General features: G+C 64.9%; 21 protein-coding genes. 9 read left to right on the top strand and 12 right to left on the bottom strand.

Annotated features, from left to right (window positions below; all coding sequences use genetic code 11):
* Window positions 1–92: 92 nt before the first annotated feature.
* The 9 genes from G4G71_RS08940 to yaaA form a co-directional block, all read right to left on the bottom strand.
* Window positions 93–1,205: a mannuronate-specific alginate lyase gene (locus G4G71_RS08940; RefSeq protein ID WP_169942567.1), complete on the bottom strand. Its 1,113-nt coding sequence runs from the start codon at window positions 1,203–1,205 to the stop codon at window positions 93–95.
* Window positions 1,206–1,240: 35 nt separating this feature from the next.
* Window positions 1,241–2,653 (bottom strand): alginate O-acetyltransferase, encoded by a 1,413-nt coding sequence (locus G4G71_RS08945; protein WP_169936920.1) that lies wholly within the window; start codon window positions 2,651–2,653, stop codon window positions 1,241–1,243.
* Window positions 2,654–2,662: 9 nt separating this feature from the next.
* Window positions 2,663–4,312: a mannuronan 5-epimerase AlgG gene (algG, locus tag G4G71_RS08950; RefSeq protein ID WP_420825991.1), complete on the bottom strand. Its 1,650-nt coding sequence runs from the start codon at window positions 4,310–4,312 to the stop codon at window positions 2,663–2,665.
* A 104-nt stretch (window positions 4,313–4,416) separates the two neighbouring features.
* Window positions 4,417–5,850 (bottom strand): alginate export family protein, encoded by a 1,434-nt coding sequence (locus tag G4G71_RS08955; protein WP_169942573.1) that lies wholly within the window; start codon window positions 5,848–5,850, stop codon window positions 4,417–4,419.
* 101 nt (window positions 5,851–5,951) lie between these two features.
* Complete coding sequence (algK, locus tag G4G71_RS08960) at window positions 5,952–7,349, bottom strand: alginate biosynthesis TPR repeat lipoprotein AlgK (protein ID WP_169936922.1); 1,398 nt, start codon at window positions 7,347–7,349, stop codon at window positions 5,952–5,954.
* Window positions 7,350–7,362: 13 nt separating this feature from the next.
* Window positions 7,363–8,535, bottom strand: coding sequence for an alginate biosynthesis protein Alg44 (locus tag G4G71_RS08965; RefSeq protein WP_054910083.1), 1,173 nt, complete (start codon window positions 8,533–8,535; stop codon window positions 7,363–7,365).
* 49 nt (window positions 8,536–8,584) lie between these two features.
* The gene (gene alg8, locus G4G71_RS08970; protein WP_037015978.1) at window positions 8,585–10,066 is read right to left on the bottom strand and encodes a mannuronan synthase; all 1,482 of its coding nucleotides are present in this window, start codon (window positions 10,064–10,066) and stop codon (window positions 8,585–8,587) included.
* Between the two features lie 215 nt (window positions 10,067–10,281).
* Entirely contained in the window at window positions 10,282–11,592 is a 1,311-nt protein-coding gene (gene algD, locus G4G71_RS08975; protein WP_169936924.1) for a GDP-mannose 6-dehydrogenase, read from the bottom strand.
* 1,019 nt (window positions 11,593–12,611) lie between these two features.
* Window positions 12,612–13,391, bottom strand: a complete 780-nt coding sequence (gene yaaA, locus G4G71_RS08980; protein WP_169936926.1) for a peroxide stress protein YaaA — start codon at window positions 13,389–13,391, stop codon at window positions 12,612–12,614.
* Window positions 13,392–13,874: 483 nt separating this feature from the next.
* Here yaaA and G4G71_RS08985 point away from each other — a divergent pair, with 483 nt between their 5' ends.
* From G4G71_RS08985 to ubiT, 9 genes are all read left to right on the top strand, one after another.
* Window positions 13,875–15,266, top strand: a complete 1,392-nt coding sequence (locus G4G71_RS08985) for a PhoH family protein (RefSeq protein ID WP_169936928.1) — start codon at window positions 13,875–13,877, stop codon at window positions 15,264–15,266.
* Between the two features lie 407 nt (window positions 15,267–15,673).
* Window positions 15,674–16,165, top strand: a complete 492-nt coding sequence (moaC, locus tag G4G71_RS08990; RefSeq protein ID WP_169936930.1) for a cyclic pyranopterin monophosphate synthase MoaC — start codon at window positions 15,674–15,676, stop codon at window positions 16,163–16,165.
* A complete protein-coding gene (locus tag G4G71_RS08995; protein WP_169936932.1) occupies window positions 16,162–16,410 on the top strand; it encodes a MoaD/ThiS family protein in 249 nt (82 codons plus the stop codon). The genes moaC and G4G71_RS08995 overlap by 4 nt, the downstream gene beginning before the upstream one ends.
* A gap of 4 nt (window positions 16,411–16,414) precedes the next feature.
* Window positions 16,415–16,867 (top strand): molybdopterin synthase catalytic subunit MoaE, encoded by a 453-nt coding sequence (gene moaE / locus G4G71_RS09000; protein ID WP_169936934.1) that lies wholly within the window; start codon window positions 16,415–16,417, stop codon window positions 16,865–16,867.
* A 334-nt stretch (window positions 16,868–17,201) separates the two neighbouring features.
* A complete protein-coding gene (gene moaB, locus G4G71_RS09005; RefSeq protein WP_169936936.1) occupies window positions 17,202–17,756 on the top strand; it encodes a molybdenum cofactor biosynthesis protein B in 555 nt (184 codons plus the stop codon).
* Entirely contained in the window at window positions 17,753–18,988 is a 1,236-nt protein-coding gene (locus G4G71_RS09010) for a molybdopterin molybdotransferase MoeA (protein ID WP_169936938.1), read from the top strand. The genes moaB and G4G71_RS09010 overlap by 4 nt, the downstream gene beginning before the upstream one ends.
* Before the next feature lie 55 nt (window positions 18,989–19,043).
* Window positions 19,044–20,039: a ubiquinone anaerobic biosynthesis protein UbiU gene (gene ubiU, locus G4G71_RS09015; protein ID WP_138216134.1), complete on the top strand. Its 996-nt coding sequence runs from the start codon at window positions 19,044–19,046 to the stop codon at window positions 20,037–20,039.
* A gap of 10 nt (window positions 20,040–20,049) precedes the next feature.
* Window positions 20,050–20,940 (top strand): U32 family peptidase, encoded by an 891-nt coding sequence (locus G4G71_RS09020; RefSeq protein ID WP_169936940.1) that lies wholly within the window; start codon window positions 20,050–20,052, stop codon window positions 20,938–20,940.
* On the top strand, window positions 20,934–21,407 hold the full coding sequence (ubiT, locus tag G4G71_RS09025; protein ID WP_169936942.1) for a ubiquinone anaerobic biosynthesis accessory factor UbiT: 474 nt from the start codon (window positions 20,934–20,936) through the stop codon (window positions 21,405–21,407). Before G4G71_RS09020 ends, ubiT begins: the two co-directional genes overlap by 7 nt.
* Window positions 21,408–21,533: 126 nt before the next feature.
* Here ubiT and G4G71_RS09030 read toward each other — a convergent pair whose 3' ends face one another.
* The 3 genes from G4G71_RS09030 to G4G71_RS09040 all read right to left on the bottom strand — a co-directional run bounded on the left by G4G71_RS09030 (window position 21,534) and on the right by G4G71_RS09040 (window position 24,631).
* Window positions 21,534–21,902: a putative zinc-binding protein gene (locus tag G4G71_RS09030; RefSeq protein WP_169936944.1), complete on the bottom strand. Its 369-nt coding sequence runs from the start codon at window positions 21,900–21,902 to the stop codon at window positions 21,534–21,536.
* 216 nt (window positions 21,903–22,118) lie between these two features.
* Window positions 22,119–22,772, bottom strand: coding sequence for a two-component system response regulator NarL (gene narL, locus G4G71_RS09035; RefSeq protein WP_169936946.1), 654 nt, complete (start codon window positions 22,770–22,772; stop codon window positions 22,119–22,121).
* Window positions 22,769–24,631, bottom strand: coding sequence for a histidine kinase (locus G4G71_RS09040; protein ID WP_169936948.1), 1,863 nt, complete (start codon window positions 24,629–24,631; stop codon window positions 22,769–22,771). The genes narL and G4G71_RS09040 overlap by 4 nt, the downstream gene beginning before the upstream one ends.
* Window positions 24,632–24,659: the final 28 nt, after the last annotated feature.

A 24,659-nucleotide genomic window follows, 5' to 3' on the forward strand; every position in this document is an offset into this window, starting at 1 on the left:
CATGCCGGCTGACTCAGTGCTTCCCGAGCACTCGGAAAGCTCCCTCTCCCTTCAGGGAGAGGGCGGGGGAGAGGGGCTCTTGCCTTTCGGCCTCAGCTCCCCGCCCCCTGACGGTTGAAAACCTTGGTCACTTCACCCCCCAGGCGGAAGCTGTTGAACGGCTCCATCTTCTTCTTCCAGTCCTGGGTTTTCGGCGCGCAGCTGTAGAGCGCGCAGTAGGGTTCCAGCCAGGCGAACTTGCTGTTCTCCTTCAGGTCGGCCATGTCCTGGTCGTTGCCGGTTTTCTCGTCGAATGCGTCCTGGTCGTCCACGCCTTGCATCACGCGGTTGGCCAGGCGCTGCAGGGCGCCGTTGTTTTCCTGGCGCAGGTCGACGCCGTTCACCTGGGCGAAGGCGGCGATCATGGTCAGCGGCGGCAGCGAGTAGTTGTGGTACGACAGCGCACGCTGGCGGCGCTTGAGTTCGTTGGGCAGGTAGCCGTCGTTGTCCACCTGGTTGGCGGCGACCTTGAATTCCTGCACCGACCAGTCGAACAGGTCGCGGCGGTTGGTCACCACGGCGGTGGACATCACCGACCAGGCGGCCCAGTAGGAGTGGTTGTTGATCTTCTTCAGCGGCAGGTCGCTCCAGTCGCGCACCACCTGGCTGCCCAGGGTGCTGAACCAGTTCTCGATCTCCTTCGATTGCTCGGAGTAGGCCGCCAGCGGGCGGCTGCTGGAGAACTTCAGGCGCATGTAGGACGACGACAGGCTGCCCAGTGCCCATTTGCGCATGGACTTGCCGGTGTGGTTGAAGTCGGTGCTTTCCAGCGCGCCGGCCTTCGCCCAGCTGTCGAGCCAGTTCATCGCGCAGTCCAGGTCGCCCTTGTTGCCGCTGCGCATGTACTGGGTGATGAGCTTGGTGGCGCCGCGCTCCATGTCGGTGATGTCCTTGATCTGGGTGCGGAACTCCTTGTCCGCATCCGCGTTGAAGGTGGCGCGTGCCGAGTCCGAACCCTTGTACTTGCTGGTGAACTGCAGGCTGCCGGTGTAGGGCGTCGGGGCGGTGGGGCAACTGTCCGCGTCCTTCTTGCTGCCCTTGTCGCCGACGGCGGAGAAGTAGCCCGGCGGCGGCATCAGGTCGGCGGCGTAGGTGGTGCTTTCGCCGAACAGCGCGCCGAGCACCGCGATGGTGAGGCCGATGCGGGCGACAACGGGTGTCTTGATCTTGTGGAGGCTGGGCATGGTGCTTGTCCCTCGCTTCAGTTGGCGGCCACGTCGGCCGACTTGGCTTTGGGCGTCTGACAGAGCTTGGCCTCGACTTCCAGGCCCGCCGGCATGTCGTCCGGCGCCTCGATCTCCAGGGAGAGGAACTGCTGGTTCGACCAGTCTTCGTCGTTGCGCAGTTCGAAGACGTAGCGTCCGCCGGTATCCACGGCCTTGGACTGCTCGATCTTCAGCTGCTCGCGACGACCGTTCATGTACCAGATGGTGTTCTTGAGTTCGTGCACACCGGGGTCGGAGTAGGTGACGTCGGCGGTGTAGCTGCCCGAGCGGATCGGCAGGGCGCCGCTGTTGAGTAGCACCTCGTTGCTGCCCGCGTGCAGCTTGACCTTGCGGCTGATGGCCGGCTTGCCGTCGGCGCAGCCGTTGTCCACCAGCGGCATGGCCTGGCGGTAGAAGCTCTTCTGCGCCATGTCGTAGTGGGTGGCGAATTCCCAGATGAGGATCTTCGGCGGCTTGTCGTGGAATTCCTTGCTGGTCATGTAGGCCAGCAGGGAGCTGTCGAAGCCGCCGCCAGACACGGCGTTGTTGAGGATGTCGACCTTGCCGTACTGCTCCAGGAAGCCGGCGAAGTTGTAGGCAGGGCCGCTGTTGGACGTACCCACCAGCGCAACCTGGGCATCGCCGCCTTCACCGAACAGGTCACCGCCGCCCGAATCGCCCACCGGCTCGGTCTCGAAGCGGTCGACGTACTGTGGGGCGTAGCTGCTGCCGCACAGCTGCGCGGCAGCCTTGTGGAAGGTGCCGAGCTTGGACAGCAGGCCCACGCGCTTGCTCTCGAATTCCTTCTTGGGAATGTCGTTGTAGGCGGGGATTTCCTTCAGGGTGTCGGCGACGATCTTCGCGCTGCGCATCGCGCCGTACGGCGTCCAGTGGTGGTCACCCTTGAAGTAGTACGGATGCTCCTGCTTCTCGTCGAACAGCGGCGAGAAGTCCGGGGTGTAGATGCCGGCCTTGCGGAACTGGGCGATGGCCGCCTGGTAGTTCTGCTTGGCCAGGTCGTAGTTGAAGCTGGCCTTCTCCTGCGGGTTGAGCTTCTCGCGGTTCACCAGGCCACGGGTGGGCTGGTAGACCACGACGAGATCGATTCCCTTGCGCTTGAGTTCGTCGCGCAGCTGCTTGAGCTCGCGCCAGCCTTCGGCGCTGGTGCCGAAGTCGGTGCGCAGGTCGTAGGTGGTGCGGAACAGCCAGTCTTCCTGGGCCGGTACCAGGTGGGTGAAGAAGCCCAGGTACTTGGTGTTGTACGCCGCGTCGTTGGATGCGGTGGGGCACAGGCCTGCGGCCGGTTGAGCGGTGTAGCTCGGTGCGTCGGCGGCCAGGGTGTGGTGGGCGAGCAGCAGGCCGGCGGTGAGGCCCGACAGGCGCAGGAAATTGACGGTCATACGTTTCATGGTCGGTCCTCAGTTCTGCAGTTCGGCCTGGCTTTCGACGGGGTCGATCAGCACCGCGCGTTGCTGGCGCACCAGCAGGTCCAGGATCTGGTCCTGCTTCTCGCCGAGCACGCCGTTGAAGCTGATGCCGGAAGATTTGGTCGGGCCGAGCATGGCCACCTTGTAGAGCTCCAGCGACAGCGGCGAATCCACCGACAGCGGGCCCGAGCCATTGCCGGCCAGCTTGCCGCCGACCACGATCAGCGAGACCTTGGTGTCGAAGGGGTCGAGGTCGATGTTGCGGTCGGTGTCGGTCAGGTCCTTGATGTGGCCGTAGACGCCGATGAGCTTGTTGCCGGCCGCGAGGTTTTCGTACAGGCGGATGTTCACGCTGTTGCGGATGCGGATGCCGTGGCGCAGGTTGGCCAGCACCTGGTTGCCGTAGATGAGGTTGTCGCCCGACTCGTAGAGCGTGATGCCGTCGGAGTGGTTGCGGTACACCTCGTTGTAGGCCACCAGGTTGCGCTCGGAATTACGGTCGAGGACGATCCCGGAGAGGTGGTTGTCGTAGGTCTTGTTGTGGATGATCCAGCTGTCGTTGACCTCACGGGAGACGATGATGCCGTGCTTCTTCTTCGTCCCGTAGACGGTGTTCTCGGCGATGACCAGACGGTGCGAGCGGTCATGCGGGTCGATGCCGTAGACGATGTTGTTCTTGTAGGTGTTGCCGCGCACCACCAGATCGTCCGCCTCGTAGCAGTAGAAGCCGTACCAGGCGTCCTCGAAGGTCGAGCCGATCACCCAGCCTTTGGGGCGCGGGCGCTTCATGGTCTTGTCCATGCCCGGGCTGTACTGCGAGATGGAGATGCCGTAGGCCTTGGAGGCGTTGTAACCGAAGCTGGTGAAATGGCTGTTCACCAGGTAGGCCTCGGCGCCGCCCCAGGAGATCAGGAAGGGGCGGAACTCGTTGGGGGTCTTGTACCAGGCCGGCTCTTTCTTCGCTTCGTTCCAGGCAGTGACCTTGGTGTCGCGCACGAACAGCTTGCCGTCGTTGACCAGGAACGCGCCGCGGTCCTGGGACAGGCGCAGTTCCTTGACCTTTCTGTCGATCTCCAGGGTCGAGCCCTGGCTGACGACGATGGGCAGGCGGGCGATGTAGACGCCCGGCTCGACCTGTTCCAGGGCGGTCTTCGGCAGTTTGCCGGCCAGCTCCGCGAGGTTGACGTAGCCACCGTCGATGAAGATCGCCTGGGGCATCTGGCGCTGGCGCTTCACCCACTCGGCGAGACGGTTCTTGCCGCCGGTGAATTCCTTCAGCGGCTGCTGCTGGACCATGCGTTCGATGTGGGCCTGGCCGCGCTTGTTGCGCTCGATCTTCTTCTCCACTGCCTCGGCGGTGTAGCCGGTGAGGTCGGGCAGCTTGGGCGGCTCCAGGTGCAGCGGCTCGCTGGGCGCGGCGGTCACGGTGTAGTTGCCGGACTCCTTCAGCGTCTGGGTCTTGCCGGGCTCGGCGCCAGGATGCTCCTCGGCGGTTTTCTCTTCGCTGCCTTTCGCGGCGGCCTTGGCACTGCTCTCGGCCTTGGCCGCGGGCTGCGCCGCCCAGACCGGTGCGCCGGCGCTGAGCAGGCCGCCGAGCAGCAGCGCGGTCAGCGGCAGGGCGTGTAACGGGTGGCGGTTCATGGCCATGTCTCCTTGCGCGCGGTCATCCGCCAGGTACCCGGCTACGCGCCGGGAACGGCAGAGTGCGAGCGCGGGTAGCTGACGGATGTTCATCGCTACAGTCCTCAGAAGCGCCAGATCACATCGACGAAGGCGTGGTGCATGGTCGAGTCGACGTGGCTGCCGTAAGCGTCGCCGGGCTTGAACACGCCGCCGCGGAAGCGGATCAGCGCCGACGGCTCGTCGATCGCCTGACTCATCGAGGCTGGCAGCAGGCCCTGCTTGAAGTACTTGGTGACGACCAGGTCGACTTCCTGGCCGATGTCCTTGGAGTCATTCACAAGCGGCGCGGTGATGCCGCTGTTGCCGATGTCCGAATCGCTGTCCACGCGGCGGAACTTGTTGTAGATGACGCTGGCGTCATAGTCGTCGCGCAGCTGCCAGGAGCCGAACAGCGTGGCGGCCTCAAGGTTCGACAGCTCACCGCGGAAGGCTTCGCCGAAGCGGTGCGCGCGGGCTCGGGTGCCGGTGAAGTTGGAGCGGTTGCTCTCCAGGCCCGTCTGTTCGAACTGGTCTTCGCCGTTCTTGCCGCCACCGCTGCCACGGGCGTAGGCGCCACCGACGCGCCACTGCTCGTCGATGTTCCAGCGCAGGCCCAGGTCCGCGCCGTAGGCATCCACATCGCCGCTCTGCTTGCCGGCGGCGACACGCTCGCCGTTTACCGGGACGGTGGTCAGGCGGTCGCGGTTACCGGTGAGCCAGGTGGCGCTGGCCCAGTAGTTGATGGGCATCTGCGAGCGCCAGTTGTAGCCGTCGCCGTTGGCCTCGATGCCAACCCAGGTGAGGTCGCCGGTGGAGCGCTTGTCCAGCGAGTCGACGGTTTCACCCGGGTCCGGCAGGCTGCCGCTGTCGTCGGCGTGGTGCACGCGCAGGCCGACCCAGTGCTGGGGCATCCACTGCGTGGAGATGTCTCCGAAGACGTGGGTGCGGTCCTTGTCGTCCGGCGCCAGGTCAGTGATGTCGGTACGGTAGTCGGAGAAGCGCTGGGCGGCGCCAAGGTGGGCGCGCAGCAGGGTAGTATCGAAGGTCCAGTTCAGGGCCTCGATGTTGGTGTCCTGCCACATGCCGCTGTCTTCGCGCAGGCGCTGGCGACCGAAGCGCAGGTGCTCGCCGGGGTACTGAGTGAGGCCGGCATAGTCCACCCAGAATTCGCGCAGGGCGAGGTAGGCGTCGTCGGGCTCGCGCTTGTTGTCGCTGCGACCGCTGCTGTCGTTGTTGACGTCGTCGTTCTGCAGGGTGTCGGTCTGAATGGTGTCGGTGGCGGCAACTGCCTGGCCCATCACATAGGCGCTCCAGTTGCCCCACTGGCCGAAGGCCCAGGGGCGCAGGTCCAGGCCGATGCCGTTGAGGTCGCCGCCGTGGGCGGTGCCCAGGTCGCGATCATCCTCGGATTCGGCGGTGACCTTGATGTCGAGGCCGAAGTTCTTCGGTGGCTCTTCCGCCCCGTGGGCGAGGCTGCCGAACAGGGTGCCGGCCAGGCTCAGGCCGACGCCGAACATGGCAGGGAACAGGCGGGCGCGGCGAACAGCGGTAGCCAGAGCTCGCGGCTTAATCCCTTCGATAAGAGCAAACGGCGGGGTGGTCATCGGGTCGATGCGCTTCATAGGTTTTCTTGTTCCTGGTTGTTCTGCAGAAGGCTGACGGTGGCTTGCCAGTTGGCGCCGCGAGCCTGTTCTTCACGCTTGAGCAGTTGCTGCGCGGCGCTGCGGTCGGCCGGCTGGATCTGCGGTTCGAGCTGCGCCATCAGGTCGCTGGCGGTGGGTACCTGCTGGCGCTGGGCGAGTTCGCCGAAGACGTAGGCGTTGACCAAGTTCGGGCGCACGCCACGGCCCTGCGAATACAGCTGGGCGAGGGCCATGTCGGCGCTGGCCTGGCCGGCGCGGGCGGCGATCAGCAGGTGGTCCACGGCCTTCTGCGGGTAGACCTGGCCGAGGAAGCCGCGGCGGTAGATCTGGCCCAGGTAGTAGTGCGCCTGGGGTTCGCTGGCGGCGGCCTTGAGCAGGTGCTGCTCGGCTTTCTGTGGTTCCTGCGGGGCCCACTTGCCGTCGTAATAGAGGCGCCCGAGCAGCAGCTCGGCGCGGGGTTGGGCGGCGTCCTGGGCTTTCTTCAGGTAGTCGAGCATCTGGTCCAGATCGCCCAGGTCTGGGTTGTCGTACTGCAGCTTGGCCAGGCTGACCCAGGCGGCCGGGTAGGTCGGCGCGATCTCGGTGAGCAGCGCCTGCGCAGCCTGCGGGTCGGCGGTGCCGATGTTCGGATCGGCCAGTACGCCGGCCACCGATTCGACGCGCTCGGACGGCACGCGGCCGGCCTTCCAGCCTGCCTTGAGTGCTTCGATGTGGGCCTTCTGCTTATCCGCGTTGCCCTGCTTCTGGTACACGGTGGCCAGTTCCATCCAGCACACGTCCATGCGGTTCAGCCAGCGCTGGCAGACCTGCTCGACTTCGGTGAGGTGTTGGTCGTAGGTGCCCTGGGTGCGGTACAGGATGATCTGCGCCAGATCGGCCTGCGGCAGTCCCTGGGCGCGCCACTGGTCGATGCGCTGCTGCGGGTTCACGTTCGGCCAGGCCTGCGGGTATTGCAGGTAGAGGACGATCAGCGGCACCAGCGCGCTGTCCTCGCCTTCGTTGAAGGCGCGGCTCAGCAACTGCTCGGCTTCGCGGTGCTCGGCGTCGCTGCCGCCGGGCTTGGCCGCCAGCCATTTGCCCAGGCGGGCGCGGGCGCGCGGCGAGCTCTCGGCGGCTTCGCGGTAGAGCTTCTCGGCGCGGGCCTGCTCGTCGGGGTCGCCGGTGGCGGCCTGCATGTCGGCCAGTCCGACCTGTGCGTCGGCGTAACCCATGGTCGCCAGGGCCTGGAAGTTGGCCTGGGCGGTGGCGATGTCGCCGCGCTCCAGGGCTTCCTGGGCCAGTCGCTGGTCGGGCAGGCCGGCGCAACCGGCGGCTGCGGCGATGGCCAGTGCCAGTGCCAAATGCGGGGCGTGTCGCAAGACAGGTCGATTCATGCGGGCAGTCCTCTTAGCGAGCGGTGGCCAGGGCCATCGCCTTGTTCAGCAGGGTGCGGCCCGGCAGGCCGCCGATGCTGACTTCAGTCGGGCGGCCAGCCATCTGGCTGTCGAGCGGCTGGTCGGGGGTGATCTGCACGCGGATTTCCGAGGACAGGTCACCGTCCACCGGCGCGGTACGCAGGATGCGGCCGCCGCGTACTTCGCTGTCGCCGGCGACCTGGAAGTTCACGTGGGTGCCCGGCGAGAGTTCGGCGGCGTTGCGGTAGGGGAAGCGCGCCTCGACGGTGGCGGTGCTGTCGCGCGGGGTCAGGGTGAAGATCACGTCGCCCTTGTTGGCGAACTGGCCGTTGGCGACGCGCTGCTCGACCACGCGGCAATCGCACGGGCTGGTCAGGGTGCCTTTCATCTGGTGGCCGAAGAGCTTCTCGATGTTGCTCGGGTTGAGCTGTTCTTCGGTCAGGTTGCCCTTGAGCAGGTCCAGCAGGTTGGCGGAGAAGGAGGCGATCGGCGCGCCCTTGGCGACTTCCGCGCCCGGCTCCACCAGGCTTTCCACGGTGCCTTCGCGGGGCATGGTGATCTGCTGGTTGGCCACGCTGACCACGCCCGAATCGGCATGGGTGACGAAGTACAGGTTGTAGATCTGGTTGAGGATCACCGCGAAGGCACCGACGCCGACCACGAAGATCGCGGTGCTCACGGTGACGGCACGGAAGCGCCCGAAGAAGCCCATGCCACCCGAACCTGCGCCGTGCTTGCGGGCCTTGGTGAAGTTCTCGCGCTGCAGGGTGTTGAGCATGTCGCCCACGCTGATCACTTCGCCAGCCAGGTAGGAGGTGATCAGGTAGCGCAGGGCAGCGATCTCGCGCGGCTTCAGGTGCTGGAATTCGCAACCGACGCGGCCACTGTCGCGGTCGTAGGAGCGCACCTGGAATTCCACCTCCAGGGAGAAGCTGATGCTGTCGATCTGGAACAGCAGCTTGCCCTTGTGCAGGTCGCCGACCTGAACCGGGGTGTTGTTCGCCGAGCTGAAGGCGAAACCGCCGGCGGACAGGTCCAGCAGGCGCGCATCGACGCCTTCGCGGTTGCCACCGATGTAGCGGATGCGCGCGGGCAGCTTGACCCGTGCGTGCTGGCGCTGGGCTTCGGATTCATGCACGACATTGACGTTGACGGCGGTATTCATGGGGTCGAGTCCTGTTCGTAGCTAAAAGGGGCGTGGCTAAAGAGAGCCTTCAAACGATGGTCAGCAGTACGGCGACGAAAACGCTGGCCGCGGAAAAAGTCATGGCGCGCGAGGACCAGGTGTTGAACCAGCGCTGGAAGCTGGCCAGGCCGCGGTCGAGCTTGGTGTTCTGGCGGGTCCAGGACTGCTGGTCGAGGCGGAAGAACACGTAGATCTTCACCAGGGCGCCGACGATCTGGTTGTAATAAAGAATCGCCGGGTAGGCCGGCCCGATGTGGTGGCCCGACAGCGACAGCAGCAGGGTCAGCACGAAGCGGGTGATGCCGATCCACAGCAGGTAGATGAGCAGGAAGGCGATGCTGTACTTGATGCTGGCGATGATCGCGGCGACCAGGCCGAGCAGGCAGGTCCACATCGACAGGCGCTGGTCGAACAGCACCACGCTGGTGAACCAGCCCAGGCGCTGCGGGCCCAGGGCCAGGGCGCGGGAGTTCTGCCGCAGGTTGTTGCCGTACCAGCGGAACATCAGCTTGCGGCTGGCCTTGATGAAGCTCTTCTCCGGCGGGTGCTCGACCGTGTTGATCGCCGCGTCCGGCACGTAGAAGGTGTCGTAGCCCAGGCGCATCAGGCTGTACCAGCTGGACTTGTCGTCACCGGTGAGGAACTGGAAACGGCCCAGACGCCAGTGGTCCAGGTGGTCGCTTTCGACGTCGGTGATGAAGTCCGGGTCGGTGACCACGGCGGCGCGGAATACCGACATGCGCCCGGTCATGGTCAGCACGCGCTTGGACAGGGCCATGGAGCACATGTTGATGTGGCGCTGGGCGAAGCGCAGCTTGTGCCACTCGCTCATCACGTAGCTGCCGCGCACTTCGCAGAATTCGTTGGTGGTCAGTCCGCCGACGTTGGGGAAGAGCTTGAACCAGGGCACGGTCTTCTTCACCACGCCGGGTTCGAGCACGGTGTCGCCATCGATCACCGCGACCACCGCGTGTTCATCCGGCAGGTGGCGGGAGATGGCACGGAAGCCATGGGCCAGGCCGTCGCGCTTGCCGGTGCCGGGGATACGCACGAAGTCGAGCTTGACGTGGTCCGGCGGGTTGAGCTTCTGCCACTGCTGCTTGATCAGCACCTCGTCGGACATCTCGACGATGGAGCACACCACGGTGGTGGGGTAGCCGCAGGCAATGGCTTCTTCGATGACCGAGCGATAGACCATGGAGGTGGTCAGCGCGTCGATGCGGAAACTGGTGACCATCAGGTAAACGTGCGACGGGTCGGCTGCGTCGCCGAGCTTGCGGACCTTGCGCCGGTAGTGCGGGTAGACCAGGTAGAGAAACAGCATGCCGCGCAGGAAGTGCAGGCCACCCATGGAATAGCGCCAGATGCCAACCGCGCCGATCAGCAGCAGGAAGTCCTTGGACTCGGCGTCGAATACGGTCGGTGGCACCAGCAGCGCCAGCAGCATCAGCAGGCTGAGAAAGACCAGCCAGCCCGTGGCTTCACCGATCACTCGTTTGTAGGTTTCCATCGTCGAAATCCGTCTGTCGCATTTTGAGGGCAAGGAAGTGGGTTGCGCGCTGGGCGGCCCTCTCCCTAACCCTCTCCCTGAAGGGAGAGGGGACCGTTCGGTGCAGGATGAAACCGTGGTGTCAGCCGGCACGGACAACGCCCTCTCCCTTCAGGGAGAGGGCGGGGGAGAGGGCATGCGCTTGCACCCATCTCCCCCGCGGGTGGAAATGGCGCTTACCAGCAGATGCCTTCGGCGCGCTCGTCGCTGACACTCGGCATGAAGCCGATCAGGTCAACGACCTTCTTGCCCTCGGGCGCCTGCTTGACGACGTCGACGAACAGCTCGTCGCCGTTGCCCAGCACCAGCACGTCGGAGGACTTCACGACCGCGTCCAGGTCCGAGACCAGCAGCGAGGAAACGTGCGGGATCTTCGATTCGATGTACTCCTTGTTCGCGCCATGGACGCGGGCGTACTCGACGTTGCGGTCGAAGATCTGCAGCTCGTAGCCCTTGCCGATGAGCATCTCGGCCAGCTCCACCAGGGGGCTTTCGCGCAGGTCATCGGTGCCGGACTTGAACGACAGACCAAGCAGGCCGACCTTGCGGCTGCCGTGGGCGGCGATAATGTCGAAGGCCTTCTGCACCTGGTGCTGGTTGCTGCGCATGATCGAGCCGAGCATCGGGTGTTCGATGTCCAGCTGGCTGGCGCGGTAGGTGAGGGCGCGTACGTCCTTGGGCAGGCAGGAGCCGCCGAAGGCGAAGCCGGGCTTCATGTAGTAGCGCGAGAGGTTCAGCTTGCGGTCCTGGCAGATCACGTCCATCACCTCGCGGCCGTCGACGCCGACTGCCTTGGCGATGTTGCCGATCTCGTTGGCGAAGGTGACCTTGGCGGCGTGCCAGACGTTGCAGGTGTACTTGATCATCTCCGCGACCTCGATGGTCTTGCGGATGATCGGCGCGTCCAGCTCGCGGTAGATTTCTTCCAGCAGGTCGCCGGTCTGGGCGTCCAGCTCACCGATGACGGTCATGGGCGGGAAGTCGTAGTCCTTGATCGCGGTGGATTCGCGCAGGAACTCCGGGTTGGTGCCCACGCCGAAGTCGGCGCCGGCCTTCTTGCCCGAGCAATCCTCGATGATCGGGATCACCACGTTGTTCACTGTGCCCGGCAGCACGGTGCTGCGTACGACCACGGTGTGGCGCGCTTTCTTCTCGCGGATGGCGTAGCCGATCTCGCGGCACACGGACTCGATGTAGCCCAGGTCCAGGTCGCCGTTCTTCTTGCTCGGGGTGCCGACGCAGATGAACGACACGTCGGTGTCCAGTACGGCCTTCTTGAAGTCGGTGGTGCCCGACAGGCGACCGGTGCGGATGCCTTGCTCCAGCAGAGGCTCCAGGCCCGGTTCGACGATGGGCGACTTCCCGTTGTTGATCAGATCGATCTTGGTGGTGGAGACATCCACCCCAACGACTTCATGGCCTCGTGCGGACAGGCAGCCGGCACATACTGCGCCAACATACCCAAGACCAAAGATGCTGATACGCATCGCATTCACCTCTTCAATGGTCGAACTGTTTAAGTTGCCCCGTGGGCGTTTTTAAAAGGGTGCAAGAACCCTCGGAAGATGCTCTTTCGAGTTCTTCCGTACTTCCTTCCAGGCAGGCATGGGAATCGAGTGCTAAACTTTCGAGCACAGTCTTGGGGCAAGCTTTGAATAGTTGCCCTGTTATGTTTCAGGCGGATGGCAAAGTTGGTGCGTTCTCCGTCCTGGCGTGCTCAAGTCTGGTTAGATGATTGCCTCGTCATCTGAAAAGTTCAGTTTTTTCATTGGGTTAGGTGCTTAGTTCAATCGCTGATTGCCAATCGAAATAACCTTGGAACCTAATCTCCAATTTCTCACCGAGGCACTTTCTGGTCGCCATCGATGGTCGTTGCGCAAATAGGATTTATCTCAAATGCGGTTAGTTCCTTCCGCTCATCCCGCCTCGGAAATGATTTGAAATATCCAATTGATATCACTTGATGCTGGATTAATGGCCATTCGCGACTTGGCCTTTCCAGTGCAAAGTGCATGGTCGGGAAAAGTTCCATTGAATTTTTCGTTAAAAACGACCGTGTATCGTCGGTAAGACATTCGTTCAGCTGCCGTTCAGCTTTCTCTCTTGCAAAGTGCAATCGTGAAATGCATGTCATGGCCAAGGGCTGTTAATGGCCAATGGATTACAAGGGCAGGAGCGAATCGGGACTATTTCCATCCATCCGGTCGGTTCGGATGGCGGAAAAAATTTCTCACGATTAATCCCGAAGCAGACGAACGGTCATTTTGACCATTTTAACCGTGTGGGCATTAGGGGGTGTTTTGAGCAGTAAACGTACAGTTCAGGCACCCGTGACCGTGCAGTTCCATGGTCAATGGCTTACAGGCCACTTGGTATCAGGCAGGTTTTTGCGGGACGTGCGGGCTCAGTAACCGGCGTCACCGCACCATCGAGGCGCCCCACCGAAGCTCGCGCGCCCGACAGGAAGGGGGATCGAAACGAAAACGGGAGCAGCAGGTGGGGCAACTTAGTCGTCGGCGTGGTCGCGCAGGAACACCAGCTGGTCCGCCTTGGAGTGCTCGGCGCTGTAGGCGTAACCCGCGTAGTTGAAGTCCTTCAGGCCTTCGGGGTTGCTCAGGCGCTCCTTGATCACGTAGCGCGCCATCATCCCGCGGGCCTTCTTGGCGTAGAAGCTGATGATCTTGTACTGGCCGTTCTTCAGGTCCTTGAACTCGGTGTCGATCACCCGCGCGTTCAGCGCCTTGCGCTTCACCGCGCCGAAATACTCGTTGGAGGCCAGGTTGAGCAGCACATCGTCGCCCTGCTCGGCCAGGGACTCGTTCAGCCAGCCGCTGATGCGCTCGCCCCAGAAGGCGTAGAGGTCCTTGCCGCGGGCGTTGGCCAGCTTGGTGCCCATCTCCAGGCGGTAGGGCTGCATCAGGTCCAGCGGGCGCAAGACGCCATAGAGGCCGGAGAGCATGCGCAGGTGGCGCTGGGCGAAATCGAAGTCGTCTTCGCTGAAGTCCTCGGCCTGCATGCCGGTGTAGACGTCGCCCTTGAAGGCCAGCAGCGCCTGCTTGGCGTTTTCCTGGGTGAACTCCGGGTGCCAGCTGCCGAAGCGCGCGGCATTCAGGCCGGCCAGCTTGTCCGACAGGTGCATCAGTTCGGCGATCTGCGCCGGGGCAAGTTCGCGCAGGATGCCGATCAGCTCCTGCGCGTCGTCCAGGTGCTCGGGCAGGGTGAAGCGCTGCGTCACCGGTGCGGTGTCGTAGTCCAGGGTCTTGGCGGGGGAAATCACCATCAGCATCGTGCGGTCTCCTACAAGCGAGCGGCGATTGTAAGGAGTCGCGGGCGTTGGCTCCACCTATGGGGACGATTAGCTTCTCTATAGAGGACGGCGCAGGGCGCAGAGGCTGGGCCTGGCGCGGCGCCAGCTGCCGGGGCGCTGGGCTAAGGGACTGATCCGTCGAGGGAAAGACTGGGAAACGCGGGAGGTGGGACCCCTAAAACTAGCGCTGTCCGAGGCCCTCGCCAAGGTATTTCGTCGTACGACGAAAAAAACCTTCTTAGGAAGGAAAAAGACTTTTTATCGTCATGTTTTTTCCTGTATTTGTTGAGACGTAGACCGCCGAACCCTGCAGACAGGTGGCGGCCCCGGCCCGGCCCGTCCTCTTCATGCAGTTCTCTCGATTCCTGCCCTGATCCCAGGCTTCGAGAGCAGGTGGTTCGCAGCACGGCGGAGCGCTGTAGCGGCATTCCGTCGAACGCCCCCACAAGAGGTGACCCGCGTATGGATGACCACGGACGCTCCCGCCCCACCCAGCCCACCCTGTACGTCCTCGACACCAACGTCCTGATCCACGATCCCAACGCCTTGCTGAATTTCCAGGAGCACCACGTCGCCATCCCGATGACGGTGCTGGAGGAACTGGACAAGCTCAAGACCGGCAAACACACCGTGGCCGCGGAATGTCGCCAGGCGATCCGTCTGATCGACTCGGTACTGGGCGAAGCCTCGCCCGAGCAGGTCGAGGATGGCGTGCCCATCCAGCGCGGCAAGAGCGGCCCCTGTGGCAGCCTGTCGATCCTCATGAGCAAGCGCGCCGAGCCGATCACCTGGCTGCCCGAACACCTCAACGACAACAAGATCATCAACCAGCTGGTGGAGCTGAAGAGTCGCCATAGCAGCAAGCGCGTAGTGCTGGTCACCAAGGACATCAACATGCGCCTGAAGGCGCGCGCTTGCGGGGTTTTCGCCGAGGACTACCACACCGACCAACTGGTCGACGACATCAATATGCTGTCACGCGGTTATCACTCGCTGAGCGGATCGTTCTGGGACCGCGTCAGCAAGGTGGAGACCCGCCAGGATCATGGGAGAACCTGGCACCGCGTGCAGCTCACCGACAACCTGCCGGCGGTGCACATCAACGAGTTCATCGTCGATGAGCAGGGGTTCGTCGGCTGGATCAAGGGTATCGACCAGGACGAGCTGACCATCCTCGACCTGCACCAGGAACCGCTGCTGCACCAGGAAGCCTGGGGCCTGCGTCCGCGCGATGTGTACCAGTCGCTGGCGCTGTACGCGCTGCTGGACCCGGACATCCACCTGGTCAACCTGTCCGGCGCCGCCGGCTCGGGCAAGACCATCCTTGCCCTGGCCGCCGCCATCGAACAGACCATGGTCACCAAACGCTACAAGCGCATCATCGCGACGCGCAGCGTGCAGGGCCTGGACGAGGACATCGGCTTCCTGCCCGGCACCGAGGCGGAGAAGATGGAGCCCTGGCTCGGCGCGATCACCGACAACCTCGAAGCCCTGCATTCGGATGATGAGTGCACCCATGGCAGCGTCGACTACATCCTCAGCAAGGTGCCGCTGCAGTTCAAATCGCTGAACTACATCCGCGGCCGCAGTTTCCAGCAGAGCCTGATCCTGATCGACGAGTGCCAGAACCTTACGCCGCACCAGATGAAGACCATCATTACCCGTGCGGGCAATGGTTCGAAGGTGATCTGCCTGGGCAACCTGGCGCAGATCGACACCCCCTACCTGTCGGCCACCAGCTCCGGCCTGACCTACCTGACCGAACGCTTCAAGGACTTCCCCCACGGCGTGCACGTGACCCTGCAAGGGGTGCCGCGCTCGGTGCTGGCGGAGTTCGCCGAAGCGCACATGTAAGCCACTTCCACTCACTCAGCAGGGCCCGCCATTTGGCGGGCCTTTTCTTTGCCTGGTAACTTCCGGCCTAACTGAAAATCCGAATGTGCTCGGATCGCTCCCTCTCCCTTCAGGGAGAGGGCTGGGGAGAGGGGGGGCGGAGTCCAGCAATGCTTCGCTGTTGAAGCTAACTCTTTCCCCCTCCCTAACCCTCCCCCTGAAGGGAGAGGGGACTGTTGGGCAGAACGTGAAAGTGAGCATTTAGCTGGATACGGTAATGAGATGGGGCGGACGGAGAGACTCGAACTCTCACCGCACACATACCTCTTCTTGTATACAATCCTTCCCCCAACGCGCCGCTCGCCGGTCTGCCAGCCCCGCGTGTCGGGGTTAAACTGTTCCCCTGATTCTCCGGAGAGTGCCCACCCGTGCTGACCCATCTCGATTCCCAGGGCCGCGCCAATATGGTCGATGTCACCGAAAAAGCCGTGACGTCCCGTGAAGCCGTGGCCGAAGCCCGGGTGCGCATGCTCCCGGCGACCCTGCAACTGATCCAGGACGGCGGCCACCCCAAGGGCGACGTGTTCGCCGTGGCGCGCATTGCCGGCATCCAGGCAGCCAAGAAGACCCATGAACTGATCCCGCTGTGCCACCCGCTGCTGCTCACCAGCGTCAAGGTCGAGTTGAACGCAGAGGGTGAAGACACCGTGCACATCGTCGCCCGCTGCAAGCTGGCCGGGCAGACCGGCGTGGAGATGGAAGCGCTGACCGCTGCCAGCGTCGCCGCGCTGACCATCTACGACATGTGCAAGGCCGTGGACCGTGGCATGACCATCGAAAGCGTGCGCGTGCTGGAGAAGCTCGGCGGCAAGAGCGGGCATTACGTGGCTACAGAAAACGTAGCGGGAGACACCCCATGATCCGCGTGCAGTACTTCGCCCGCTACCGTGAAGCCCTCGGTCTGGATGGCGAGCAACTGAACTGGAACGCCTCCCTGGCCAACCTCGACGACCTGCGGCGCCTGCTGCTGGAGCGCGGCGGGGCCTGGGACGTGCTTGGCGAACAGAACCTGATGTGCGCGCGCAACCAGGAACTGTGCTCCCTGGATGAGCCCCTCGCCGATGGCGACGAGGTGGCGTTCTTCCCCACCGTTACCGGAGGCTGAGGCCATGGCGATCCGCGTCCAGCCGGCGGCGTTCGATCCGGGCGCCGAACTCAATGCGATGCACGCCGCCAATGTCGGCGTGGGCGCGGTGGTCGGCTTCGTCGGCTACGTGCGCGACTTCAACGAAGGGCGCGAAGTGGGCGGCATGTTCCTCGAGCACTATGCCGGCATGACCGAAAAGGCCCTCGCCAAGATCGAGGTAGAAGCCAACCAGCGCTGGCCGCTGCTGCGCCTGGAAATCCTCCACCGCATCGGCCGCCTGGAACCGGGCGAACCCATCGTCTTCGTCGGCGCCGCCAGTGCCCACCGCCAGGCAGCGTTCGATGCCTGCAACTTCGTCATGGACTACCTCAAGACCCGCGCGCCGTTCTGGAAGAAGGAAGACACCACCGACGGCCCGCGCTGGGTCGAAGGCCGTTGCAGCGATCAGGCTGCTGCCGATCGCTGGAAGAACTGAGTCGGCTGGCTGCGGCTTTCGAAGCTCTGTGGGTCGATCGCGGACGGAGTCCGCTCCTACATCCATGCTCAGCTCCGAAACTCCATCGCAGGAGCGGGCCATTCCCGTGATCGCGCGCATGGCCCGCTGCTACAGATTGACTCCCAGCGTCTCCCTTTGTGTAGGAGCGGACTTTGTCCGCGATGGCTTCCGGCGCGTTACAGGTCAATCGCTGAGGTATCTGCTCCTGCTGCCCCGCACGCGCCGGAGCAGTACCTCCTAGGAGGAATGGGCGGCAGGGGAGAAGGGGCGCAGGCTGGCGCCAGCCCTTTTGCTCCGAATCGGAGAGCCCCTCATGAGCCATCTCAGCACCCCGGAATTCCAGCCGCTGGAGATCGCTGTCCTCACCGTCAGCGATACCCGCAGCCTGCACAACGACACCTCCGGCCAGGCCCTGGTCACCTCCCTGCAGCGCGCCGGCCATGCCCTCGCCGAGCGTCGGCTGGTGATCGACGACATCTACCAGATTCGCGCCGTGGTCTCGGCCTGGATCGCCGATCCCAAGGTCCAGGTCGGCCTGATCACCGGCGGCACCGGCTTCACCCTGCGTGACAACACCCCGCAGGCCGTGGCTCCCCTGCTGGAACGTACCGTGGACGGCTTCGGTGAGCTGTTCCGGCAGATTTCCCGCGAAGAGATCGGTACCTCCACCATCCAGTCCCGCGCCATCGCCGGCATCACCAACGGCACGCTGATCTGCTGCCTGCCCGGTTCCACCGGCGCCTGCCTGACGGCCTGGGAAAAGATCCTCGTCCAGCAGTTGGACAGCCGCACCAAGCCCTGCAATTTCGTTCCCCATCTCAAGCGCCTGCCCGAGCACCCGGTGCTGGCCTGCGGTACCCGCTCGTGAGCGCCTGCGGCTGTTCCGGCGCCGGCCTGCGCCCGGTGGATGAGGCCATCGCCGCGCTGATGGACTTCGTTCCCCAGGCGCCGCCGACCGTGCAGGTCGACCTGGAAAGCGCCCTGGGCCGCGTACTCGCGCAGGACATCCGCTCACCCATCGACCTGCCCCTGTGGGACAACAGCGCGATGGATGGCTACGCCTTGCGCAGCGCTGACACGGGTGAAGCCGGCGCGCGGCTGAAGATCGCCGGCTACATCGCCGCGGGCGATGCCGCCGACGTTGTGCTGCAACCGGGCCAGGCCATGCGCATCTTCACCGGCGCGCCGCTTCCGCCGGGTGCCGACAGCGTGATCGCCCAGGAGGACTGCGAGGTCGATGGAGGCTGGTTGCAGGTACCCGTGGTCGGCCATGGCAGCCATGTGCGTCGCCGTGGCGAAGAGCTCCGTGCAGGCGATGCCTTGCTCAGTGCCGGACAGAAACTGCGCGCCCAGGACATCGGCCTGCTGGCCAGCGTCGGGCTGGACCGCGTCCCGGTTTACCGGCCGTTGCGGGTCTGCCTGCTGAGCAGCGGCGACGAGCTGCGCGAGCCCGGCGAGCCGCTGGCGCCGGGGCAGATCTACAACGCCAACCGCTTCAGCATCGGCGCGCTACTGCGCGGCTGGGGCATCGAAGTGCATGACTACGGCGTGCTCGCCGACACCCTGGCGGCCAGCCGCGATGCGCTGAGCCTCGCCGCGTCCGAATGGGACGTGCTGATCACCAGCGGCGGCGTATCCGTGGGAGACCGCGACTACCTCAAGCAGGCGATCCGCGAACTGGGCGAGCTGCACCTGTGGAAGTTGAAAATGCAGCCGGGCAAGCCACTGGCCTTTGGCAGTGTTTCGGGCAAGCCGTGGATCGGTCTGCCCGGCAACCCGGCCGCTGCGCTGGTCACCGCGCTGGTCGTCGCGCGCCCCTTCCTCTGGCGCGCCCAGGGACGCAGCGATGTGCGGACGCTGCCGGTGACGTTGCCGGCAGGCTTCGACTGGCCCGCCGCCAACTCGCGCCGCCAGTACCTGCGCGCGCGCCTGGAGCTCGATGCCACCGGCGTGGCGCACATCTGCCTGCACCCGCAGCAGGGCTCGGCCATGCTGCGCGCGGCGAGCTGGGCCGATGGCCTGGCGGTGGTGGAGGCCGGGCGCACCCTGCACGCTGGCGAGCCGCTGCCGTTCCTGTCTTTCAGCGAACTCGGCGCCTGACGCCGTTCCCGGCTGCCGGCGGGGGCCGGCGGCCTCCGCACTGCCCGGGGGAAGCATGCAACTGGTCTGTCCGGCGGGGAGTCTGCCCGCCTTGAAATCGGCCCTGCGCGAGGGTGCCGACGCCATCTACGTCGGCTTTCGCGATGACACCAATGCCCGGCACTTTGCCGGCCTCAACCTCGATGACCGCCAACTGCGCCAGGGTGTGGAGCTTATCCACAGCGCCGGCAAGCAGATGTACGTGGCGGTCAACACCTACCCTGGAGCGGCCGGCTGGGCACGCTGGCAACGCGCCGTGGATCACGCCGCCGACCTGGGCGTGGATGCGCTGATCGCCGCCGACTGCGCGGTGCTCGGCTATGCCGCCAGGCGCCATCCGAATCTTGCGCTGCACCTCTCGGTGCAGGGCTCGGCCACCAACGTGGCGGCGCTGGCGTTCTACCACGAGCGCTATGGCATCCGCCGCGCCGTGCTGCCGCGCGTGCTGTCGCTGGCGCAGGTGCGCCAGGTGGCGGCAAACAGCCCAGTGCCCATCGAAGTCTTCGCCTTCGGCAGTCTGTGCATCATGGCCGAGGGGCGATGCCACCTGTCGTCCTATGTCACCGGCGAGTCGCCGAATCTGTGCGGCGTCTGTTCGCCGGCCAAGGCGGTGCGCTGGAGCGAGGAACCCGAAGGACTGACCTCGCGACTCAACGACGTACTGATCGACCGCTACGCGCCGGATGAGCCGGCCGGCTACCCGACCCTGTGCAAGGGCCGCTTCGTGGTCAATGGCGAGCGCTTCCATGCGCTGGAAGAGCCCACCAGCCTGAACACCATCGACCTGATCCCGCAGTTGGCGGAGATCGGCGTGGCGGCGGTGAAGATCGAGGGCCGGCAACGCAGCCCGGCCTATGTCGAGCAGGTCACCCGCGTCTGGCGCCAGGCGCTGGATGCGTGGCAACGCGCACCGGAGAACTACCGCGCGCTGACGCAGTGGCAGGACGCCCTGGACAAGCTTTCCGAAGGCCACCAGACGACCCTGGGCGCCTACCATCGCTCCTGGCAGTGAGGATGTCGTGATGAAACTCAGCCTGGGCCCCGTGCTGTTCTACTGGGACCGCCGGACACTCCTGGATTTTTATGCGCAGATGGTCGAGCAGCCGCTGGACGTCATCACCATCGGCGAAACGGTCTGCTCCAAACGCCGCGCGCTGTCGCTGGACGACTGGCTCGGCCTTGGGCGCGAACTTCAGCAGCAGAGCGGGGCGCAGATTCTCATCGCGGGGCTGGCGCTGATCGAGGCGGCTTCGGAGCTGTCGTCACTGCGCCGGCTGTGCGCCAACGGCGAGCTGCAGGTCGAGGCCAACGACATGGGCGCGGTGCAGATTCTCTCCGGCCTGGGCGTCGACTTCGTTGGCGGGCCGGCGCTGAATGTCTACAACGGCCATACGCTGGCGGAGCTGCGCGCTGCCGGCCTGCGCCGCTGGGTGCCGCCGGTGGAGTGCTCCGGCGAGCAGATTCACGCGGTGATCGAGCAGGCGCGCGAGCTGGGCATCAATGATGTGGAGACCGAGATATTCGCCTACGGTCACCTGCCGCTGGCCTACTCGGCGCGCTGCTTCACCGCGCGGGCGGAGAACCGGCCCAAGGACGACTGCCAGTTCTGCTGCCTGAACTACCCCGAAGGCATGTCGATGCTCAGCCAGGAAGGCACGCCGCTGTTCACCCTCAATGGCATCCAGACGATGTCTGGCGAGTCCAGCAACCTGTTGGCGGACTACGCCTCGCTGCGTGATTGCGGCGCCGATCTGTTGCGCCTGAGCCCCCGAGCCGAGGGCATGGTGGACGTCGTGCAGGCCTTCGACCGTGTGCGCAAGGGTGCCACGCCGCCGCTGGCGGTGGAGGGATGCAACGGATACTGGCATGGCCGACCGGGCATGCTGCGCAGTGATGAGGTGAACCTGTGTTGACTCTGGAAACCGGCGCCTTGCGCGCCGCCGATCGACTCCTGCCGCTGGCCGCGCGCGTCCCGTCGGGATTGCAGCGCGCGGTGCTGCAGCGTGCCGCCAATCGCCTGTTTGCCGAGGCGCTGGCCGACGGTGCCTTCGATATCCTCGACGGCCACTGGCTGCGGCTGGAAGTGAGCGATCTCGGCCTGGCCTGGAGTTTCACCCACGACTGCAAGGGCCTGCGTTTCGCCGATGCCTGCGTGCCCAGCGTGACCATCCGTGGCAGCTGGCGTGACTTCCTGCTGCTGGCGGGCCGCCAGGAGGACCCGGACACGCTGTTCTTCCGTCGCCGCCTGGTGATCGAGGGCGATACCGAGCTGGGGCTGGCGGTGAAGAACCTGATCGACAGCCTCGACCCGGACAGCCTGCCAGCCTGGCTGTGGAGCGCCATGCGCCGCGCCAGCCGGGTGGTGCAGGAAAACGCCTGACCGGCATTTCGTAGGATGGGTGGAGCTTGCGATACCCATGCTGTCCTGGCACGCCAATCGATGGGTATCGCTTCGCTCCACCCATCCTACGTCGGTGTCCGTTCTTTCGCCTTGTGCAGTGGTGGTTCAGGCCGGCGTGCGTACGAGGAACTGCAGTTCCTCGTAGAGCATCTCGAAATCCTGCACCGGCGCGTCCTGGCCGTAGCGTTTCTTCAGGCCATATTCGGTCAGGGTGATCTCGTGCCTGGCCTTCACTCCGTGGCGCGCCAGGCAGTTCTGCACGCAGTGCAGGTGACAGCCGTCCACGGCGATGATCGGTCGGCCGGAGCAGGCTTTCTTCACCAGTGCCGGTACGTCGCCACCCACGCCGGCGATGCAGGACATTTCCGCCAGGCCGTCACGGTCCAGGCGCAGGGCGAGGTCGTTGGCCAATTGTGCAAGATTGGAGCAGCCGGAGCAGGAATATACGAGAGGCAGGTTCGGCGAGGGCGGCATGGGGACCTCCTGGGTGAGTCCCGCAGTGTCCTGCCGCCGTGGGCTGGCGCGACATGATCTGAATCAAGTCGGCGAGCGGACTACTACCAGCGAGGTAGAGGCTTCCTTGTAGGACCGAGGGGGACGCCCAGTCCTTGCTCGCGAACCAGCCCCGCAGCGGAGTCTGTTCGCGAGCAAGCTCGCTCCTACAGGTAAGGTCACGTCCAGTGCGGGGGATCAGACCAGATGGTTCTCCACCGCCCACACCGCCGCTTCCACGCGCGAGCGCATGCCCAGCTTGTGCAGTACTCGCTTCACGTGGACCTTCACCGTGCCTTCGGTGATGTCGAGTTTGCGCGCGATCATCTTGTTGCTGTAGCCGTGGGCGAGCTGGCGCAGGATCTGCCGCTCGCGATCGGTCAGCTCCTCGATGCCCTTGGGCCGGTCATCGCCGCGCAGGGCCTGGGCCAGTACCTGGGTCAACTGCGGGCTGATGGTGAGCTGGCCGGTGGCGGCCTGGCGGATGTGTTCGAGCAGGCGCTCGGGTTCCATGTCCTTGAGCAGGTAGCCGTCGGCGCCGGCGCGCAGCACGTTGATCACGTCGTTGCGGTCATCGGAGACGGTGAACACCACGATGCGCGCGTCCTCGCCGTTCTCGCGCAGGGCGCGCAGGGTGTCCAGGCCGGTCATGCCCTTCATGTTGAGATCGAGCAGGATCATGTCCGGTTCCAGCTCCGCCGCCATGCGCAGCGCTTCCTCGCCGCTGCCGGCTTCGCCCACCACTTCCAGGTCGTCCTCGAATTCCAGCAACTGGACCACGCCCTTGCGCATCATCGGGTGGTCGTCGACGAGCAGGATGCGCGCGCGGTCATCGGTGGGGGTGGCCGTCATGGGTGGGTCTCCGGGTACTGCGACAGGGGTTTGTGGGTGAAACGCACGCTGACGCGGGTGCCCTGCGGCTCGCGCGGGGCGATGCTGAAGCTGGCTTCCAGGGTCTGGCTGCGCTCACGCATGATGCTAAGCCCGTAGTGCCCGTTGCGGCTCTGCGCTGGGTCAAAGCCGACGCCGTCATCATCCACGGTGATGCATACCTGCTCATCCGCATCTTCGCCCAGCGTCACCTTCGCGTGGCTGGCGCCGGCGTGGCGAACCACGTTCGACAGCGCCTCGCGGACGATCTGCAGGATGTGGATTTCCTCGTTGGGGTTGAGCGGGATATGCGCCAGCCGGTTGTCGAGCTCGATGCCCAGGTTGCCGCGCTCGGCGAACTCTTCCACGGTCTTCACCAGCGCTGCTTCCAGGCTCGACTGCTCCAGGCTCAGGCGGAAGGTGGTGAGCAGTTCGCGCAGCTGGCGGTAGGCGCTGTTGAGGCCTTCGCGCAGTTCGTCGAGGGTCTCGTCGATCTTCTCGGCCGGCACATCGCGCTTGAGCAGGGTGGCCAGGCGGCTGACCTGGATCTTCAGGTAGGACAGCGACTGCGCCAGTGAATCGTGCAGCTCGCGGGCGATGGTGCTGCGCTCGGCGAACAGGGCCAGGCGGTTCTCCTGTTCCTGCTGCAGGGACAGCGCGAAGGTGCGCGCGATGTTGTCGCAGAAGCCCTCGATGAATTGCTGCTGCCAGTCTTCCAGGCGGCCGCTGGCGGTCTCGATGAACAGCTCGCCGAAGCGGTGTTCGCCAATGGAAAGGGGCTGCATCAGCAGCGGATTGATGCCCTGGCTTGGCTCGCCGCAATGGTCGGCCTGGGCGCGGCAGTCGCCGCAGTTGCCCTGCAGGCAGAAGCTGCCGGTGATGCCGTCGGTGGTCAGCGAGGAATAGGCGCGCTCGACGCCATCCTTGTTCAGGCACAGGGTGACCTTGCCGGCCTGCAGCACGCGCTCCAGCTGGTTCAGCAGCGGTTGCAGGGAGCGCTCGTCATACGGGTCCTGGCCCAGGCGGCGGGCGCTGTCGTAGAGCAGCTCCAGGCGCTGGTGGCTGTTGGAGAGGGCACGGGTCTTCTCTTCCACCCGTGCTTCGAGCTCGCGGTAGCTGGCCTGGAGTTCCTCGGCCATCTGGTTGAAGCGCTCGCCCAGCTGGCTCAACTCGTCCTCGCCGCTGCTGCTGACCCGTGCATCGAGGTCACCCTCGCCCAGGCGACGCGCTGTCGTGGTGAGTTCGCGCAGCGGGCCGACCATGTGGTAGCTCAGGTCATAGAGGCTGATGAACACCACCAGCAGGCTGAGGAACAGGCACAGCCCCTGCACCGTGCTGAGCATCTGCGAGCGGTATTCGGCATTGCTCTGCAGGGTGCCGACGAAGCCGTCGATGTGGCTGACGAAGGTGTCGAGGGTCGCCAGCGCCGGTGCTTCGGAAAGGTCGAGGTTCTGCAGCTCCTTGCGCAGTTGCGCGTGCTGCTGGCGGATCGGCGCGTCGGCATCCGAGCGGCGCAGCAGGCGGGTGATCTCGTCGTTGTCCAGGCGTGCAGCGAGGGTTGCCTGCAGGGCCTGGCGGTTGATCGGCGAGGGGTCCAGCGCCAGGCGGTAGGTGAGCATGCGCAACGAGCCGGCCTGGTTGATCACCGCCGCATCCTGGTGCGAATAGTCGGCGAACAGCAGTGCGCTGAACATACCGGCCAGGGCCAGGGATACCAGCAGGGTGAGGTAGCAGCCGAAGCGCACGACGATGGATTTGCGCAGGGAAGGGCGCCCGGCGGGGGGACTACCCACAAAGAATCGGTCGCTGGCGGAGGGCTCGGGTTGGGACGCCGTATTCATGTTAAATGCCTTTAAAAACAACGACTTA

This window comes from Pseudomonas multiresinivorans, from assembly GCF_012971725.1.
Taxonomy (GTDB): Bacteria; Pseudomonadota; Gammaproteobacteria; order Pseudomonadales; family Pseudomonadaceae; genus Pseudomonas; species Pseudomonas multiresinivorans.